The sequence below is a fragment of the Acidovorax sp. genome, from assembly GCF_046291265.1.
Taxonomy (GTDB): domain Bacteria; phylum Pseudomonadota; class Gammaproteobacteria; order Burkholderiales; family Burkholderiaceae_C; genus Acidovorax.
Genome location: NZ_JBKBTV010000053.1, coordinates 1 through 15,969 on the forward strand (window position 1 = coordinate 1; position 15,969 = coordinate 15,969).

At 62.8% G+C, this 15,969-nt stretch carries 14 protein-coding genes; 6 read left to right on the forward strand and 8 right to left on the reverse strand.

The features are described from left to right. The first annotated feature begins 674 nt into the window (after window positions 1-674). Both ACK41V_RS17670 and ACK41V_RS17675 read left to right on the forward strand, forming a co-directional pair. Window positions 675-2,321, forward strand: a complete 1,647-nt coding sequence (locus ACK41V_RS17670) for a methyl-accepting chemotaxis protein (RefSeq protein ID WP_409784190.1) — start codon at window positions 675-677, stop codon at window positions 2,319-2,321. Between the two features lie 180 nt (window positions 2,322-2,501). Then, window positions 2,502-2,870, forward strand: a complete 369-nt coding sequence (locus ACK41V_RS17675) for a hypothetical protein (RefSeq protein WP_409784192.1) — start codon at window positions 2,502-2,504, stop codon at window positions 2,868-2,870. A gap of 126 nt (window positions 2,871-2,996) precedes the next feature. Here the strand turns inward: ACK41V_RS17675 and ACK41V_RS17680 are convergent, their stop codons facing one another. Next, entirely contained in the window at window positions 2,997-4,022 is a 1,026-nt protein-coding gene (locus ACK41V_RS17680; protein WP_409784194.1) for a LacI family DNA-binding transcriptional regulator, read from the reverse strand. Between the two features lie 204 nt (window positions 4,023-4,226). Here ACK41V_RS17680 and ACK41V_RS17685 point away from each other — a divergent pair, with 204 nt between their 5' ends. The 4 genes from ACK41V_RS17685 to ACK41V_RS17700 all read left to right on the forward strand — a co-directional run bounded on the left by ACK41V_RS17685 (window position 4,227) and on the right by ACK41V_RS17700 (window position 7,640). Further along, a complete protein-coding gene (locus ACK41V_RS17685; RefSeq protein WP_409784235.1) occupies window positions 4,227-4,712 on the forward strand; it encodes a gluconokinase in 486 nt (161 codons plus the stop codon). Next, a complete protein-coding gene (locus tag ACK41V_RS17690) occupies window positions 4,709-5,233 on the forward strand; it encodes a TRAP transporter small permease (protein ID WP_409784196.1) in 525 nt (174 codons plus the stop codon). The genes ACK41V_RS17685 and ACK41V_RS17690 overlap by 4 nt, the downstream gene beginning before the upstream one ends. Before the next feature lie 5 nt (window positions 5,234-5,238). After that, the gene (locus tag ACK41V_RS17695; protein ID WP_409784197.1) at window positions 5,239-6,534 is read left to right on the forward strand and encodes a TRAP transporter large permease; all 1,296 of its coding nucleotides are present in this window, start codon (window positions 5,239-5,241) and stop codon (window positions 6,532-6,534) included. Between the two features lie 86 nt (window positions 6,535-6,620). Next, complete coding sequence (locus ACK41V_RS17700; RefSeq protein ID WP_409784198.1) at window positions 6,621-7,640, forward strand: TRAP transporter substrate-binding protein; 1,020 nt, start codon at window positions 6,621-6,623, stop codon at window positions 7,638-7,640. Between the two features lie 176 nt (window positions 7,641-7,816). Here ACK41V_RS17700 and ACK41V_RS17705 read toward each other — a convergent pair whose 3' ends face one another. The 7 genes from ACK41V_RS17705 to ACK41V_RS17735 form a co-directional block, all read right to left on the reverse strand. Continuing rightward, window positions 7,817-9,166, reverse strand: a complete 1,350-nt coding sequence (locus tag ACK41V_RS17705; protein WP_409784199.1) for a hypothetical protein — start codon at window positions 9,164-9,166, stop codon at window positions 7,817-7,819. A 5-nt stretch (window positions 9,167-9,171) separates the two neighbouring features. Then, window positions 9,172-10,059 (reverse strand): hypothetical protein, encoded by an 888-nt coding sequence (locus ACK41V_RS17710; RefSeq protein ID WP_409784200.1) that lies wholly within the window; start codon window positions 10,057-10,059, stop codon window positions 9,172-9,174. A 226-nt stretch (window positions 10,060-10,285) separates the two neighbouring features. Further along, the gene (locus ACK41V_RS17715; protein ID WP_409784202.1) at window positions 10,286-10,579 is read right to left on the reverse strand and encodes a DUF4148 domain-containing protein; all 294 of its coding nucleotides are present in this window, start codon (window positions 10,577-10,579) and stop codon (window positions 10,286-10,288) included. 84 nt (window positions 10,580-10,663) lie between these two features. After that, a complete protein-coding gene (locus ACK41V_RS17720) occupies window positions 10,664-10,954 on the reverse strand; it encodes a DUF4148 domain-containing protein (RefSeq protein ID WP_409784203.1) in 291 nt (96 codons plus the stop codon). Window positions 10,955-11,616: 662 nt separating this feature from the next. After that, window positions 11,617-11,949 (reverse strand): STAS domain-containing protein, encoded by a 333-nt coding sequence (locus ACK41V_RS17725; RefSeq protein ID WP_409784205.1) that lies wholly within the window; start codon window positions 11,947-11,949, stop codon window positions 11,617-11,619. A 128-nt stretch (window positions 11,950-12,077) separates the two neighbouring features. After that, complete coding sequence (locus tag ACK41V_RS17730) at window positions 12,078-13,166, reverse strand: ABC transporter substrate-binding protein (RefSeq protein WP_409784207.1); 1,089 nt, start codon at window positions 13,164-13,166, stop codon at window positions 12,078-12,080. A gap of 29 nt (window positions 13,167-13,195) precedes the next feature. Then, a complete protein-coding gene (locus ACK41V_RS17735; RefSeq protein ID WP_409784209.1) occupies window positions 13,196-15,850 on the reverse strand; it encodes an MFS transporter in 2,655 nt (884 codons plus the stop codon). Window positions 15,851-15,969: the final 119 nt, after the last annotated feature.

The following is a 15,969-nucleotide window of genomic DNA, read 5'->3' on the forward strand; positions in this document are numbered from 1 at the left end:
ATGGGGATGGACAGCATCATCCCCATCTGCGTGGGCGTGAGCGAAAAACTCTCCTGAATGAACGGCGCCATGGCGCCATTGATCACCCAGATCGCACACGAAAAGCCGAAATACAGAAACGACGACCACAGCGTGGGCGCATGGCCGGACTTGAGGAATTCGCGAAATTGAAGCATGAGAGATGAAGTGCAAAGGGCTTGGGAACCACGTCGTCAACAGGTTCTTCGCCCGGCCAGAAAACAAAAAAGCGCCTGCACGGACCGCGCAGGCTTTGCAGCCACATCGCACTCCATGAAGACGCCAACGTCCTGTTCGCCCAATCCGCCATTGCACCGGGCTGACACACGGCCAGCGTTGGCCGTGGTGCATATCAAGCAATGCCTGTGCCAAGTTTGGGCGACTCTTGATTTAAGTCAAAGATGCCGCTAACGCTTTTCCATAAAGCGTTGATAGCTATCAAAATTGAAGTCAGGATTCGACACTGCTCCCAATTTGGTGCGGCGCATCAAGGTTCGTGCACGCTGTTGGTGTTACGCACCAAATTGGCGAATGCGCGCTCTTGCACCACGTTGTTGTTTCAAATGATGAAATTTCGACATGCGATGTTTTCGGGTTTTCTACTGCCGTGTTACCCGGTTCTGGAGTGACGAGGCATCTACAAGGAAGGGTTTCCCATGCGCGTCAATCTCCCCGTCAGCACGCAGGAATATGCGTTTCCCAAAGGCCAGACGCTGGTGTCCACCACCGATCTCAAGGGCCGCATCCTGTACTGCAACCCGATGTTCATCGAGGTCAGCGGGTACGAAAAAGAAGAGCTTTTGGGCCAGCCCCACAACATCGTTCGCCACCCCGACATGCCCGAAGAGGCGTACCGCGACATGTGGCACACCATCTCCAATGGCACGCCCTGGTCTGCCCCGGTCAAGAACCGGCGCAAGGACGGCACGTTTTACTGGGTGATGGCCAACGTCACCCCGCTGATGCAGGGCGACCAGCCCAGCGGATACATGTCGGTGCGCACCGAAGCCACGCGCGAGCAGATCCAGGCGGCTGATGCGCTCTACAAACAAATGCAGGCCGAAAAACAGGCCGGCCAGCTGGTGCACGCCCTGCGCGCTGGGGTGCTGGTCAAAAACAACCTGTGGGGCAAGCTGTCGGGCGTGCTGCAACTGGGCGCCATGGGCAAGATGATGGCCTGCACGCTGGCGCTGGTGGTCGCCGCGTGGTGCGCCGCGCTGGTGGGCGGCCACACGTTGACGCTGGGCTCGGGCGCTGCATGGCTGGGGGTGGTGCTGCTGGCGCTGGGCATGGCGGTGTACCTGCACCAGGTCACCGTGGCGCCGTTGGCGCAGATGCTGCGCTGGGCCAACCGCATGGCGGCGGGCGACCTCACGCAGAAAATTGCCGCATCGCGCACCGACACCGTGGGCCACCTGCAAAAAGCGCTGGGCCAGCTCAACGTGAACCTGCTGTCCATCGTGCGCGATGCGCGCCAGGAGAGCGAAAACATGCAGGTGTCCACCCGCGAGATCGCGCAGGGCAACCAGGACCTGTCGTCCCGCACCGAAGCCCAGGCCAGCAACCTGGAGCAGACGGCAGCGTCGATGGAAGAGATCACCGGCACCGTCAAGCAGACCGCCGAATCCGCCCGCCAGGCCACGGTGTTGGCGACGCAGGCGACCCAAGTGACCGAGCGCAGCAGCGAAGCCGTGGACGGCGTGGCCAGCACCATGAAGCAGATTCAGACGGCGTCGGGCCGCATCAGCGAGATCACGCAGCTGATCGACTCCATCGCGTTTCAGACGAACATCCTTGCGCTGAACGCTGCAGTAGAGGCAGCGCGGGCGGGTGAACAAGGCCGAGGTTTTGCCGTGGTGGCGTCTGAAGTGCGCAGCCTGTCGCACCGCACCCTGTCGGCCGCCAAGGAGATCCGCCAGCTCATCGACGACTCGGCCACCAAGGTCAGCGAAGGCCACCAAAAGACCGACGCTGCCCAGAAAACCATGACCGAATCGCTGGAGCTGGTGCGCCGCGTGAACACGCTGATCGGCGAGATCCACAGCGCATCGAACGAACAGCTCAGCGGCATCTCGCAAGTCAATTCTGCCGTGGCGCAGCTGGACACGATCACCCAACAGAACGCCGCGCTGGTGGAGAAAAACGCAGCGTCTGCCATGCAGCTCAACGGACAGGCGCAGTCGATGACGGAGACGGTGCAGGTGTTCCGCATCGATGCATCGGCACCCAACCAGGCGCGGGACGCGGTGCAGTTGCGCAAGGAGATGAAGGCGTCGTCGGAGCGGGCGCTGGCGCGCGCCTGACGCTATTGAAGTTTGGGTGTTTTTGGCCGATAGCGCTTATAGGATAAGCGCTGTTAGCTATCTTTTTGATAGTTTCTGCATGGTCGGTGCGACACCGCACAGATGCCATGCGCTCTTGCAGTCACCATGGGTGCAGCGTTGCATTTGCCTATGCCAGCGCCCAAGACTTGGAGAGCCCCCATGCCACGCGTCCAAGCGAACGTATTGCCCCTGAACCACCGGTTGCCCCGCGTTGATCCACAAAGGCCCGCCAGCCGGGCTGTTTTCATTCCAGTGGACGAACTGCTCACGCCCGGTTTTGTGGCCAAGCACACCAGGTTCCCGGATTTCGGTGCGCTGCTGCGTGCCAGCGCGTTTGTTCCTGAGCAGGTTGTGTTTCTGGAGAAAACACCGGACGACGACTGGGAGAGGTTCATTCGGCGCGTGTCCAGTTTTTCGACCTGGAACGCGATGCTGAAAGACGCGCGGGGTGAATGGATCATGCACCGGCTGGGCGTTTGCACCGACGCCTACCCTTCTTGCGGTGATGAAGCCCCGACACTGCTTTAAAGCTTTGCAAAAACAATAGCTGCCAGCGCTTATCTATCAAACGCTAGAGCCCGAAAACACTCAAAGAATCCTTTGCGCTTTCGTCCGGATGCCCGCTGCGGCGTCGCGGGGTCTGCCCGGTATGGCTCAGGTGCTCGCCCGCACCGTCAGCTCAAAACCCAGATTCACCGAATTCTTCTCCGGCACCTCGCCCCGCATCAGCGACAGCAGCATCTGCGCACTGGCCTCGCCAATGGCAGAGCGCGGGGTGCGCACGGTGGTCAGCGGCGGCAGCATCTGCTCGCTGCCTGCCAGGTCGTTAAACCCCGCAATGGCCACGCGGCCGGGCACGGCCAAGCCCAGGCGGTGGGCCGCCAGCAGACCGCCCTGGGCCAGATCGTCATTGCAGAAAAACACGGCATCCACGCCGGGCCGGGTGCGCAGCACTTCTTCCAGCAGCTCGGCGCCCAGGCGGATGGAAGAAGGCTGGGGGCTTAACAGCTCCCGCCGCGGGTCGTACAACCCCGCCTCGCGCAGGCAGCGGCGGTAGCCTTCGGCGCGCTGCATGGTGCGCGGGTCCAGCTGGGCGGCCACGAAGGCGATGTTTTTGTAGCCGCGTGCCAGCAGGTGGGCCGTCATGCTGTGGCCCGCATCCTGCTGCGAAAAGCCCACGCAGTAGACGCCGGGCGCGGGCGTCATTTCCATCAGGTGCACGCAGGGCACGCCGCTCGCGGCAATCATCTGGCGCGATGTCTCGGTGCGGTCAAAACCCGTCACCAGCAGCCCCGCCGGGCGGTGCGCCAGGTAGGTGCGCAGCAGCTGTTCTTCTTCCTGCGGGTCGTAATGCGTCACGCCAATCAGCGCCTGGTAGCCATGCGGGAAGAGGGTGCGGTGTACGGCTTCGAGCACGTCCACAAACAGCGCGTTGGACAACAGCGGCACCAGCACGGGCACCTGCACGCTGCGCTGTGATGCCAGTGCGCGCGCGGCGGGGTCGGGCACGTATCCCAGTTGCGCGGCGGCGTCTTTCACGCGCTGCACCAGCTCTTGCGCCACACCGCGTTCGCCACGCAGCGCGCGGGATGCGGTGATGGGGCTCACCCCTGCGGCCTTGGCCACATCGCTCAGGGTGGTGCGGCCGCTGGAGCGGCGTTTTGTCTCGGGTTTGCTCAAGGGTTAACCCTCATGGGGGAGGCAGTTGATCTGGTTAGGATAGCGCTGTCCAAACGATGGAGCAAGGCAACGCTTGCCATTCTGGACGAAGTTGCAGCAATTGCCACAGTTTGGGCGGCATCCGGTGAGGATGCCTTTTTTACGGGTTGTTTGGATAGCGCTACCAATATGAGTGTTTTGCCGTCAACGGTGTTTCTGGTGGTCATGGGTGTGGCTGGCTGCGGCAAGTCCAGCCTTGGGTCTGCTCTGGCGCGGGCCGAGAGCCTGCCCCTGATCGAGGGGGATGACCACCACAGTCCCGCCAGCCGCGAAAAGATGCGGCAGGGCATTGCGCTGACCGACGCCGACCGCGACGGTTGGCTGGGCACGCTGGGCGAACTGCTGCAGGCGCAGCCGCACGGTGTGGTGCTGACCTGCTCGGCCCTCAAGAAGGCTTACCGGGACCGGCTGCGCAGCGCCTGCCCCGGCCTGCGGTTTGTTTTTCTGGACATCGACCGTGACAGCGCAGGCCAGCGGGTGGCGGCGCGCGCTGGCACCCATTTCTTTTCGTCCGCACTGGTAGACAGCCAGTTCGCCACGCTGCAATCGCCCGTGGGCGAGCCCGGCGTGCTGCGGCTGGATGCAATGACCGACCTCGCAACCCTTCAACAACAGGCCTCGGCCTGGATCGCCGCGACGGAGGCTGCATGAGTACGCCCACGGATTCTTCTGTTGCCACGCCCCGTCCAGTCACCCGGTTCGAGAAGCTGGCCCAGGTGCTGATGGCCGGCTGCCTGGGTGTGATGGCCGTTTCGGTGTTCGTCAATGTGGTGCTGCGCTATGGCTTTGGCAGTGGCGTGGTGGCCAGTGAAGAACTGTCGCGCCTGCTCTTCGTATGGATGGTGTTCATCGGCGCCGCTGCGGCGTACCCGGCGGGCGAGCACATGGCGTTCACGTCCCTGGCGGGTTTGGTGGCGCGGCGCCCGGTGGCGTTTGGTGTGCTCACGGCGGTGATCCGCCTGCTGGTGATTGCCGCCTGCGCCATGCTGGCCTGGGGCGCTTGGCAGCAAGTGGTGGTGGGCATGGACAGCCACTCTGTGGTGCTGGGCTACTCGGCGGCGTTGTTGCCGCTACCCGCACTTTTGTGCGCCGTCGCCATTGGCGCGATGGCGCTGGTGGAACTGATTCAACGCAAGCCGCTGGACCTCGGTCACGGCGCTGAGCTGGAGTGATGGTCATGGGTGCAGAAGCACAAGCGTTTCTCGTTTTCTCGGTGGGCATGCTGCTGCTGATGAGCACAGGCATGAACATGGGCCTGGCCCTGGTGCTCACCGGTGCGGGCATGGCCTGGGTGCTGGATTTCTGGGACACGCAGTTGTTGGCCCAGAACCTGGTGGCGGGGGTGGACAGCTTTCCGCTGCTGGCCGTGCCGTTCTTCATTCTGGCGGGTGAGTTGATGAACTCGGGCGGCATCAGCCGCCGCATCATCGACATGGCACAGGCCTGGGTGGGGCACATTCGCGGCGGCCTGGGCTACGTGGCCATTGGCGCGGCGGTGTTGCTGTCGGCCATGTCGGGCTCAGCCCTGGCCGATGCCGCCGCCATGTCTTCCATCTTGCTGCCCATGATGCGCAAGAACGGCTACCCGGTGGATTCATCTGCAGGGCTGATCGCGGCAGGCAGCGTCATCGGCCCGATCATTCCGCCGTCGATGGCGTTCGTGATCTATGGTGTAACCACCAACACGTCGATCTCAGCGTTGTTCATCTCAGGCATCGTGCCCGGTTTGCTGATGGGCGCCGGTCTCATCTGTGCCTGGCGCTGGGTGCTGCGCGACATGGTGCTGCCCGCAGGCCCTGCACCGCTGCCCATGCGCCAACGCCTGAGGGTCACCGGCAAGGCCTTCTGGGCGCTGCTGATGCCGGTCATCATCATCGGCGGCATGAAGTCCGGCATCTTTACGCCCACCGAGGCGGCCGTGGTGGCGGCTTTCTACGCGCTGGCGGTGGCACTGTTCATCCACCGCGAACTCCGGGTCGCGGAGATTTATGGCGTGCTGGTGCGTGCGGCCAAGACGACCTCCATCGTGATGTTTCTGTGTGCAGGCGCGCAGGTGGCCAGCTACATGATCACGCTGGCCGACCTGCCCAGCGTGCTGACCGGCTGGCTCGGCCCGCTGGTAGAAAACCCGCGCCTGTTGATGGCGGTGATGATGATCGTGCTGGTGCTCATCGGCACCGCGCTGGACCTCACGCCCACCATCCTGATCTTTGCGCCCGTCATGCTGCCGATTGCCGTCAAGGCGGGCATCGATCCGGTGTACTTCGGCCTGATGTTTGTGCTCAACGGCGCCATTGGCCTGGTGACGCCGCCCGTCGGCACGGTGTTGAACGTGGTGGCCGGCGTGGGGCGCATTTCCATGCCCACCGTCATCCGCGGCGTGAACCCGTTTTTGTTGACCTACGTGGTGATCATGGCGCTGCTGGTGGTTTTTCCGCAGATCGTGATCGCGCCTGTGCAATGGCTGAAATGAAGCAGTCCTCCCGTTGCCTTGTTCCCCTTTGTTTCGGCTCTTTCCCTGTTCCTTTCCCCTTTCCTCACCCATAAATGGAGACAACCATGAAAACCTTCCGTCGTACCCTGCTGGCCGCCTTGTCGGTGGCCGCCCTTGCCGCGTCGTTCCAGGCCGCCGCCCAGGACTTCAAGCCGCGCATCATCCGCTTTGGTTATGGGCTCAATGAAGTGTCCAACCAGGGCCGCGCCACCAAGCTGTTTGCCGAAGAGGTCGAAAAAGCCTCGGGCGGCAAGATGAAGATACGTGCCATCGGCGCCGCCGCGCTGGGCTCGGACGTGCAGATGCAGCAAGCGCTGATCGGTGGCGCGCAGGAAATGATGGTCGGCTCCACCGCCACGCTGGTGGGCATCACCAAAGAAATGGCGATCTGGGACACCCCGTTTCTGTTCAACAACGTCAAAGAGGCGGATGCCGTGCTGGACGGCCCCGTGGGCCAGAAGGTGATGGACAAGCTGCAGGAAAAAGGCCTGGTTGGCCTGGTGTACTGGGAGAACGGGTTTCGCAACCTGACCAACAGCAAGCGCCCCATCAACAAACTGGAGGACATGGACGGCGTCAAGCTGCGCGTGATGCAGAACAACGTGTTCCTCGACAGCTTCAAGACCCTGGGCGCCAATGCTGTTCCGCTGCCGTTCTCCGAACTGTTCAGCGCGCTGGAAACCAAGACGGTGGACGGCCAGGAGAACCCGTACAACACGATTTTGTCGAGCAAGTTCTATGAGGTGCAAAAGTACCTCACCGTCACCAACCACGTCTACAGCCCCTGGATCGTGCTGGTCAGCAAGAAGTACTGGGACGGCCTGTCCAAAGCCGAGCAGAAGGTATTGCTCGACGCCGCCAAGAAGAGCCGCGACTTCGAGCGCCAGGACACCCGCGCCGAAGCCGACAAGGCGCTGGCTGATCTGAAGGGCAAGGGCATGCAGGTCAACGAACTGCCCGCCGCCGAAGCCAACCGCATGCGTGAAAAGCTGGGAGCCGTGAACGCCAGCATTGCGACCAACGTGGGCGAAGCGCTGTGGAAAGACGTGCAGGGCGCCGTGGCGCAGGCTCGGGCTGGCAAGTAGCTGGATGAGAGACGCTGGTTGAAGGCGGAGATGCCGCGCTAAGGCGCGGTGTCAGCGCTTCTCTGGCGGCGTATGTTGGCAAAAGGGCTTCCCAGTTGGAAGCCTTTTTCGTTTGCCGATCAGGCCGAATGTCAAAAAACAGGTGCAGCCGCTCGCCATGCTGTTTTCGGCTGACATCAAGGCGTTGCACGCCACAAGACGCCTTGCAAAGGCAGTTGGGGGCCGAGGTGGTGCAGCAGCAACCAGTATTGGCCGTCACTGGAGATACCTTGCAGTTCGAAGTCGCCCGCAGGCGGCGTCAGCTCTTGCAGGCGCAAGGGGTTGTTTTGAAGATCTAACCGATACAACTGGCGGCCTGCCTGCAGCCCCATCCAGCGGCTGTTGGCTGAGAAAACGGCCCGGCGCCCCCCAGTGCTTTGGTTGATGCTCCCGTGGTAGGGCCCATGTGCAAGCAAGGCCACTTGCTGCATATCCGGACTTTTATGCAGCCTGACGGTTTGGTCGTTGCCCCACACGGCCAGCCAAGTGCCGTCGGGCGACACCACCGGCTTCGCCTCGGGCAAAGCCGCCACCGGCTTGGGCGCGGGCTGGCCACACGGCAGCTCGGCGCACGGATAGGGCTCGTTGTTGGGATTTTTTGCGAAAGCGCTTTGCGCAAGAGGCAGCGCAAAGAGTTTGCTTTCTTGCCAGTCCGACAATCCCAACAAGCGAGAACCGCTCGCATGCACCATCAGCCAGCGACCTTGTGGGTCCAGGGTGGGCGTGATAGTGCGAGCATCGCCGAACGGCATGATGAGGGCACGTCCTGTAGCCATCTCGCACAGAGCCAATGGCTTGGGCGGCTGAGGGCCTGTGATTGCCAATTGAACTGCAAACCAGTTGGCCGTGAATGCTGCGTTCGTCACCCAGCCAATGGCCGGAAACTGGCATACGCTGCGTTGTTCCAGCAGGTCGTACACATCGCTCGTTGCGTTGTAAAACTGTGGTGCAAAACCATCTTCGCCCTCGCGCAGTCCGGTACGTACGGCATAGCGGCCATCCGGGCTGATGAGATCCGCCTTGCCGCCCAGACCACGCTGTAGATCCGATGTGACCCACGCGTGTCGGCGGCCATCGATGTAGTTCAGTTGGCCGTGGGGATTGAATTGCACTTGGCGAATACCGAGCCCTGATGTCTCCTGAACGCTGGTCAGTCGCTTGAGCGGTTGGGTTTGCCACAGCTCCAGCCCGCGGTCATGCACATGAGCGAACCGATCGCCCTTGGGCGAAAAAACAAGCTGCTGACTCCTGTACTCGTTGTTGAGGGCACCTGCTGACTCCAGCCGCGTGGGCTGGACGCTGGTACCCTGCATGTCCCCTGGCGGCGACGATGCGCGTGCTGTTTGGTCGGGTAGAAGGGTAGCGGCATGCACGCTCGAGCCGACCAGTAACGCCATGGCACTAGCAATGGCACGGAGTCGCCAAGCTTTCGCTGAAGAAGAGCGGGCGAGAGCGTGAAGGAGCGGGGGCATGAAGCGATCCTGCAAGGCGGTTACGGAATGGATGAAAAGGCAATGCCACCGTGGAAGCACTTGAGAAAATGCGACAGATGGGGCAGCGACTTGGTGGTGGCCAGGCCCTGCGACTCATTCCCCCACGTGAACACCCTGGCCTGGATCGAGGCTGTTTCAAGGTCGGGTTTGTTGGTCTTGTTGTAGCTGCTGATGGGCCTGCCGTTGACCGAAATCGGGCCGTTCAGCACCACCCAGTGATTTTTGTAGGTGTTGCCACCCGCTCCCTGAAACATTGCCGCGGAAACCAGCATGACCACCCATCCACTGGCCTGGTAGGGCGCCAGCTCCAGCAACTCATTCCAATCTGCAAGCGGAACAATTTCATTGGTGTTGTCTAGCAAGGTGGTGGCGCCTGCAGCATGGAACCAACCTTGCATGTATCTGGGACGGGTGATTGCAGACACGGTCGCACTCGGATGGTCGTAGTCCGCGAAGGGATTCAGGTCGGGGCTGTCGTTGCGCAGGCTTGCCATGCTGATCCAGTCCACTGCATTGATATTGGCTGCTGCGGGCAATGTTTGCTGTGAGTTTGGCGCCGTAGTTTCTGCCGTGGTTCGGACTTGGGCGCTGGGCCTGACACTGCGCTGCCCCAGGGTGGCAGGCCGGCCTGCCCACAAATCGATGATGTGCCCCACATAGAGGTCGGGCCGGTCGTGAATTAGACAGAACATGAAAGCTGCAGGTCCGCACAGGCTGGTGCCTCCTTGGTTGGGCCAAGAGGTGCTTCCACCGCTGACTCTCTCGCCCAATTGATTGGCAAGCTCCACGTTGTTGACGCCCCATGCCTTGTAGCCGTCGAATTGACGGCTGGTTCTGAGTTCAGCAAGGAGGGCAGTGGCTTTGGACAGCGCGGCAGCGTTGATCATGAAACGTTCGGGTTGATTGGGGTGACGATTTGGGAGCGGATTGCCAATGTCGCGCGGGCATTCTATGGACGGGTTTTCTGGCTCCAGATGTAAGGTCTGTTTCGATTTGACGCGGTCGCACAGATTTTTTTGGTGCCTGAAATGCGCAAAAGGCCGGGGCTCCTTTCGGAGCCCCGGCCTTTTGTCGGAGTCGCTGCAGTGCGAGCTGCAGCGAGAAGTCGGCGGGTTACAGCGAGCCGATTTCGCCGGACGAGATCTTTCCAGTGCGCAGTGCGTCCACGGCCTGGGCGTTCACGGCGCTGCGGTCAGCCGTGGAGGTGTAGACCAGAGCACGCGAACCAACCGGGATGGCGCCGCTGGTTTGCGACACGGTGGAGGCTTCAGCCATCACTTCAGCGCGGGTGCGGCTGGTTTCGAACTTCGTAGCGAACTGCGAAGCGTCGGCTTCGTCAGCTTGGGCGCCAAAAGAAGCGAAAGCGGCAACAGCGGCGAGAGAGAGGAAACGTGCGGTCTTGTTCATGGTGAAACTCCGGTGAAATTCAAAAATGGGGGACGAGGTATCTGGAATACGGGAAGTGCTAAGCCTTGGATTCAATCCGTTGAATCAACCGCCTTCGGCGGGGCCAACGCGGCCGGTGCGCATGGCTTGCGCAGCAGCGTCGGCGCGCACAACATCACGGTCAACCGTCGACTTGTAAGTCACCACACGCGAACCTGCCGGCTCGATGGAGCGGGTCTGGGCGACGGTGGCGGCTTCAGCAGCCACTTCAGCGCGGGTGCGGTTCGTATCGAACTTCAGGGCGAACTGCGAAGAGTCAGCCTCGTCAGCCTGGGCGCCGAAAGAAGCGAAAGCAGCAACAGCGGCGATGGAGAGGAAACGTGCGGTGGTGTTCATGATTGATAAATCCTGGAAGTTAAAAAAGCGTCTCAAAAAAGCCGGGAAGAAGCGACATCGAAAACTGCTGCAACCCGGGTTCGGTGAGTCGCCTTGCGGGTTCGGCTCATCGATGGGTTGAACTGTACGCCGGGGGTGTTCAGAGAAAAACTACCTCGTCGCAAACTGACTGTTCTAGTTCTGGAAACAATCGGCAGGCGGATGGGGTGAACGCGCAGGCGTGTCACTGGGAGACACGGCAAGGCGCTGCACACGCTTCGCTGGCCGACGCGAAGGGGGCCATCAACGGAAGCAACGTGCGGGGATTGCGAAGAAAGAGAGTGACCAGGGGCGTGCCGGAGCAGCACGCAGAATCCGAGCGGAGGAGCTGTCTGCCCGACTGGTGTGATCGCCCGACGCGTAGGCCGGATCTAGCGGAAACTGGCTCGGAGAACCGTCGGGCGGTCGTGCAGAAGCGACAGCAACAAACCACAGACCGTCTGTTGACGGGTGCTGCAAAAAATATAGCTACCAGCGCTTATCCCATAAGCGCTAGAGGCCAAAAACACCTAAAACTCGTGAAGATAAGTGAAGGCGTGGGCTGACGACGCCGATGCAGCGCCTTGCTTGAGGTTGCGGCACTGCCATGGGGTGTGCCCGCACGCCGCCCAATCCCCGCGGGGCTAGACCTTGGCGACGCCTTCGTCGAGGGTTGCCGTGATGGCAAACAGGCTGAGAAATCCGCTCATGTCGAAAACCTCACGGACCATGGTCTGGAGGCCGACCAACACCAGCTTGCCTTTGCTGGCGCGCAACCTTTTGCCTGCCAGCAAAATCACGCGCAACCCGGCAGAACTGATGTAGTCCAGCGAGGACAAGTCGAACACAAGACGTTGCACGCCAGCCTCCAACTGTTCGGTGACAACGCGTTCCAACTCGGGCGAACTGCTGCTGTCCAGGCGGCCACAGGGTCGCAAGATGAGGATGTCGCCGCGGTGCTCCTGTTCGAGATTCATGGATGCAATCCTTGTGATGGGAAATGAGGGGGAGATAAACGACAACGGCGCATTGTAGGAGCCCCGACACGCCGAGCCGTGCCATGGCAAGCGCACTGCGGCGAGAGGCCGGAGCAGCGCAGTGCGCGCTATTTGGCGGCTTGCGCCTCCACGTTGATGACTTCTGCGACGTTGAGCAAAAGCATGGGCGGATAGAGCCCCAGTGCATGCACTGTGCGCATGTTGATGAGCAGCGAAAACCGCTGCAGCGTGGACGCCGGGATGTCTTGCGTGCGCTTTTTTTCCACCAGGATCTGCCGTGCCATGGACGCGGCGTATCGCCCAATGTTGGCGCCATTCGAAAACAGTCCGAACATGCAGCCGGACTGCCGCACGATGCTTTCGGTGGCGCAGAAGGTCGGGAGCTTGTTCTCAAGCGCTGCCGTGGTGACGGCATCACGGTGGGTGTAGGCCAGAAAGGTGATCGGCCCCACGTACAAGAGGTCGGCCCCTTGCTGGGCGATGCCTTGGATTTGTGTCGCAATCTGGCTGGGGTCGGGCGCGCCCCCCGGCAGCAACGGAAGGCTGGCCTCCACCACCTCAAAGTTCTGCGCTTTGGCCAGCTCTTTCAGCCGGTCGCGAATCAGCGCCGAGTTGGGCTCGGCGGGGTTGTGCAGAAAGCCCAGTTTGGTGAAGGGACGGTAGGCGCGAATGGCATTGAGCTGAACCGGCAGTGGTGCCACGTGGCTCACGCCCGTCACATTGCGCGCGGGTTGTTCCAGGGTCGGGATCAACCCGGCTCCGACCGGGTCTGTCACCTCTGTGAAGACGATGGGAATGTCGCGAATGGAGGTGCCCGCGGGTTGATCGTGTTTGCCCGCCAAGGCCAGTGCGGTGGGTGTACCCCACACGTAGATCAGGTCGGGGTTGGCGGCGCGCACCCGACTGCGCATGTCGGCAATGTCGTCTGCCTTGCCCGAAAAACGGATGTTGACGTACCGCACGGGGATGTCCTGCCGTTGCAGATAGCTCGTAAAGCCCGCTTCGATGTTTTGCTCGTCCCGTGGCAAAACCATGGCAATGGTGTAGCGCGCCGTGGCAGCGGTAGCGGCGGCGGCTGCACCACCGCTGGTTGTGCTGGCAGCGCTGGCAGGGGCTTGTTGTTGCGCATGTGCCGTGCAGCAGGCCAGCAACACCACGGCGGCCGAGGTTCTGAGGGCGTTTGAAATGATGGACATGAAATTCTCCTGGTCCCGAAAAAGAGGCTCTAGGCGGGCGCTTGAGTGCGTGGCACGCGCAGGCCTGCCACCAGGCCCAGCGTGGCGACGGTGAGAATCCCCCCCACGGCCACCACCGCGCCTGCGTAGCCAAAGGCGGTGACCGCAATCGCCGTGACAAACGGCGCCACGATGCTTCCGCCCCGCTCAATAAGGCGAAAAGCGGCCAGCGCTTGCTCGGGCGTGGCAGAGGCTTTGTGATCGGGCCGGTGTTCAAAAACCTCGGTGGTCAGCGCAATTTGCGGTGACGACTGAAGCGCTTGCCCAAAGCCCAGCAACGCACAGCACGCGGCCATGCCCCACACGCCGCCCAGCAGCGGCAGGGACAAACAGGCCAGCACACTCAGCACACCACCGAACACGATGAACGGCTTGCGCTGCCCCAGCAGATCGGACCAGTGCGCGACCAGCGTCGCGGTGGAGGCAAAACACAGGAAGTACAACAGCAATACCCGGCCCGCCACCGCAGGCGGTTGCTGCAGTTCGTTCATGTACAGCGGCACCACCACGGCCAGCACGGTGACGGCCACCAGCCGCCCTGGCAGGGCGGAGCCCAGAATGACGGCGATGGCGCGGGGCTCGCGCAACACGGCCAAGTAGCCCCGCCAGCCACCGGTCGTTGCCAACCCGCGGTGCCCGGCCTGGCCACCTGGCGTGACGCGGTCCAGCGACAGGCGCATGGCCACCACCAGCGCGGCGGCCATACACAAGGCGCAGGTGACAAAGCCCGCCACATCGCCCGCGCGTGCCGCGATCATTCCGCCAAACGGGGGCCCCACGATACCTGCGGCCACAATGGCCGCCGCCACCTCTGCCAGGCCCCGCGCGCGTTGTTGTGGGGGGGTGATGCGGACAATGGCTGTTTGCACCAGGATCAGTGCGAGGCCATAAGCGGCACCGCCAGCGGCGCGCAGCGCAATCAGTGTCCAGGCATCTTTGGCCCAAGACGTGGCGGCCAGCGCAAACATGCCGACCAGTGCCGAGAACACCAGACTCCAGCGCAGGTCAAAGCGCTTGGCAAGTGCCGGGCCCGCGGGTTGTGCCAACGCCAAGGTGGTCATGAAGGCCGCCACGGGCAGGCCCGCCATCATGGTCGGTGACAGCACCATGTCGAAGGGGCGCACCTCGCTGGCAAACACGGTGAAGAAGGGGCGCAGCAGCTCTTCGGACAACGCCACCAGAAACACCGTCAGGCGCAGCAATGTCAGTTGCGACGCCACCGCCGCGGGGACTGCGGTGGTGCCTTGTGGCGAGCCCTGGGTGCGGCCGACGGCCTCCAGCAGTTGCGCGCGGCATTCGGCGGCATCCCGGTCATGCGCGGCGGCGGCGTCTTGGGCCACCACATGGCGCCGCTGCCAGCGGCGCTGCACATGCTGCCAGCCCCGCGCCTGTGCATAGGCCGCAAGCGGGTGCAGCAGCGACTTGCGCCACAGGCCCCGCGAGAGTTCGCGCACCAGCACGGCGGCAATCACCAGCGCCAGCACCAGGTCCAGCAAGATGCCGGCAAGTTGGCGGTTGACGTAGTCGGCGGGGTAGCCCACCACGACGCTGCCACCATCGCCCGCCACCTCGACGGCCCGGCGCGAGATGTCGTCACCTTCGTTGACCTTCGGATGGGCACCGGCGCCCCGTTGTGCGGGCGTCACATCGGCGCCCCAGGTCGAATGGGTGGCCGGTGCTTCGCCCTGGCGCAGAGCCAGATAGCTCAGCTCGGGCGCCTCGGCCAGTTGTTTCTTGAAAAGCTCATCAACACCGCTCAAACCGCTCCACGGCACCCCTGCGGCCACCGCGCGGGCGACCTGGCCCGCCAGCGTCCGCCCCACGGCGTCGGCATTGCTCTGGATCTGCAACGTCACAAACGGGCGCGCCGCCTCGCGGGCGATCCACACCATGCTGGAGGGCGCTGCCACCACCGCCAGCAACAACGCAAACCACAGGGCTTTGCCGTATCCGGCAGAACGCGTGCCCGTGTGCGCCGGTTGTACCGAGTCCATGACGCGGGTGCTCCAGCGCAGCAGCGCCCACCAGGTCAGAAACAGGGTGAAACCGATCAAGGGCAAGGCCTTGATCACCATGCTCAGGGCCGCGTCATGGGCCTGTTTGCGCACGTCGCCGGGGTCCACGGCCGCCCACAGGGTTGCTGCGGGTGCGCCGGTAGAGTCAAACATGGCGGTGCCCACAAACACCGCTCGGGCGGTGGTGCGCACGCTGGGCGGGTGGTCGGGGCCGTTGACCAGCAGCGGCGTATTCCAGCGCGCATCGATGCCATTGCGCAATGCCGCGTCGCCCGCGCTGGCAATGGGCTCGCCCCGGTCGGTCTCCACAAACACGGCGCGCACCGCCTTGTCTTCAGATTGCAAACGCTGCAATCGCTCCACCAGCGACGTCTGGTCTGCCACGGCCACACCAAACTGCATTCCCCGTTCCGCTTCGTCCGCCACCTGTTGCATGAGGCGCACCACCCGGTCTTGAGACAGCTGGGTCAGCAACTGCTCGGTGCGCCATGCAATCAGCACGAGCGAAAGGCCGAACAGCGCCAGAGAAAAGATGACCGCAAACACCAGCGACTCGCGGCGAAGCCGGGGTTGCAGGGCGGCAAGGTCCATGTGCGGAGTTGCGTTGGCGGTGCTGGTGGCGTCACTCATGGGAGGGTCCCTCGGGGCTGTCCGCACGGGGGCTGGTGCGCCCCTGCGGACTTGCGGTTTTGTATTTCTTTGCAACTTCCGTATCGTGGGGCACACTCACGGGCCCATTGTCGGAGTCT

Bases quoted from the DNA above. Each gene is read 5' to 3' on its own strand.
- ACK41V_RS17720 (WP_409784203.1), bottom strand. From the start codon at position 10,954: ATGAACACCACCGCACGTTTCCTCTCCATCGCCGCTGTTGCTGCTTTC.
- ACK41V_RS17730 (WP_409784207.1), bottom strand. From the start codon at position 13,166: ATGTCCATCATTTCAAACGCCCTCAGAACCTCGGCCGCCGTGGTGTTG.
- ACK41V_RS17700 (WP_409784198.1), top strand. From the start codon at position 6,621: ATGAAAACCTTCCGTCGTACCCTGCTGGCCGCCTTGTCGGTGGCCGCC.
- ACK41V_RS17670 (WP_409784190.1), top strand. From the start codon at position 675: ATGCGCGTCAATCTCCCCGTCAGCACGCAGGAATATGCGTTTCCCAAA.
- ACK41V_RS17675 (WP_409784192.1), top strand. From the start codon at position 2,502: ATGCCACGCGTCCAAGCGAACGTATTGCCCCTGAACCACCGGTTGCCC.
- ACK41V_RS17690 (WP_409784196.1), top strand. From the start codon at position 4,709: ATGAGTACGCCCACGGATTCTTCTGTTGCCACGCCCCGTCCAGTCACC.
- ACK41V_RS17735 (WP_409784209.1), bottom strand. From the start codon at position 15,850: ATGAGTGACGCCACCAGCACCGCCAACGCAACTCCGCACATGGACCTT.
- ACK41V_RS17710 (WP_409784200.1), bottom strand. From the start codon at position 10,059: ATGATCAACGCTGCCGCGCTGTCCAAAGCCACTGCCCTCCTTGCTGAA.
- ACK41V_RS17695 (WP_409784197.1), top strand. From the start codon at position 5,239: ATGGGTGCAGAAGCACAAGCGTTTCTCGTTTTCTCGGTGGGCATGCTG.
- ACK41V_RS17685 (WP_409784235.1), top strand. From the start codon at position 4,227: ATGGGTGTGGCTGGCTGCGGCAAGTCCAGCCTTGGGTCTGCTCTGGCG.
- ACK41V_RS17725 (WP_409784205.1), bottom strand. From the start codon at position 11,949: ATGAATCTCGAACAGGAGCACCGCGGCGACATCCTCATCTTGCGACCC.
- ACK41V_RS17715 (WP_409784202.1), bottom strand. From the start codon at position 10,579: ATGAACAAGACCGCACGTTTCCTCTCTCTCGCCGCTGTTGCCGCTTTC.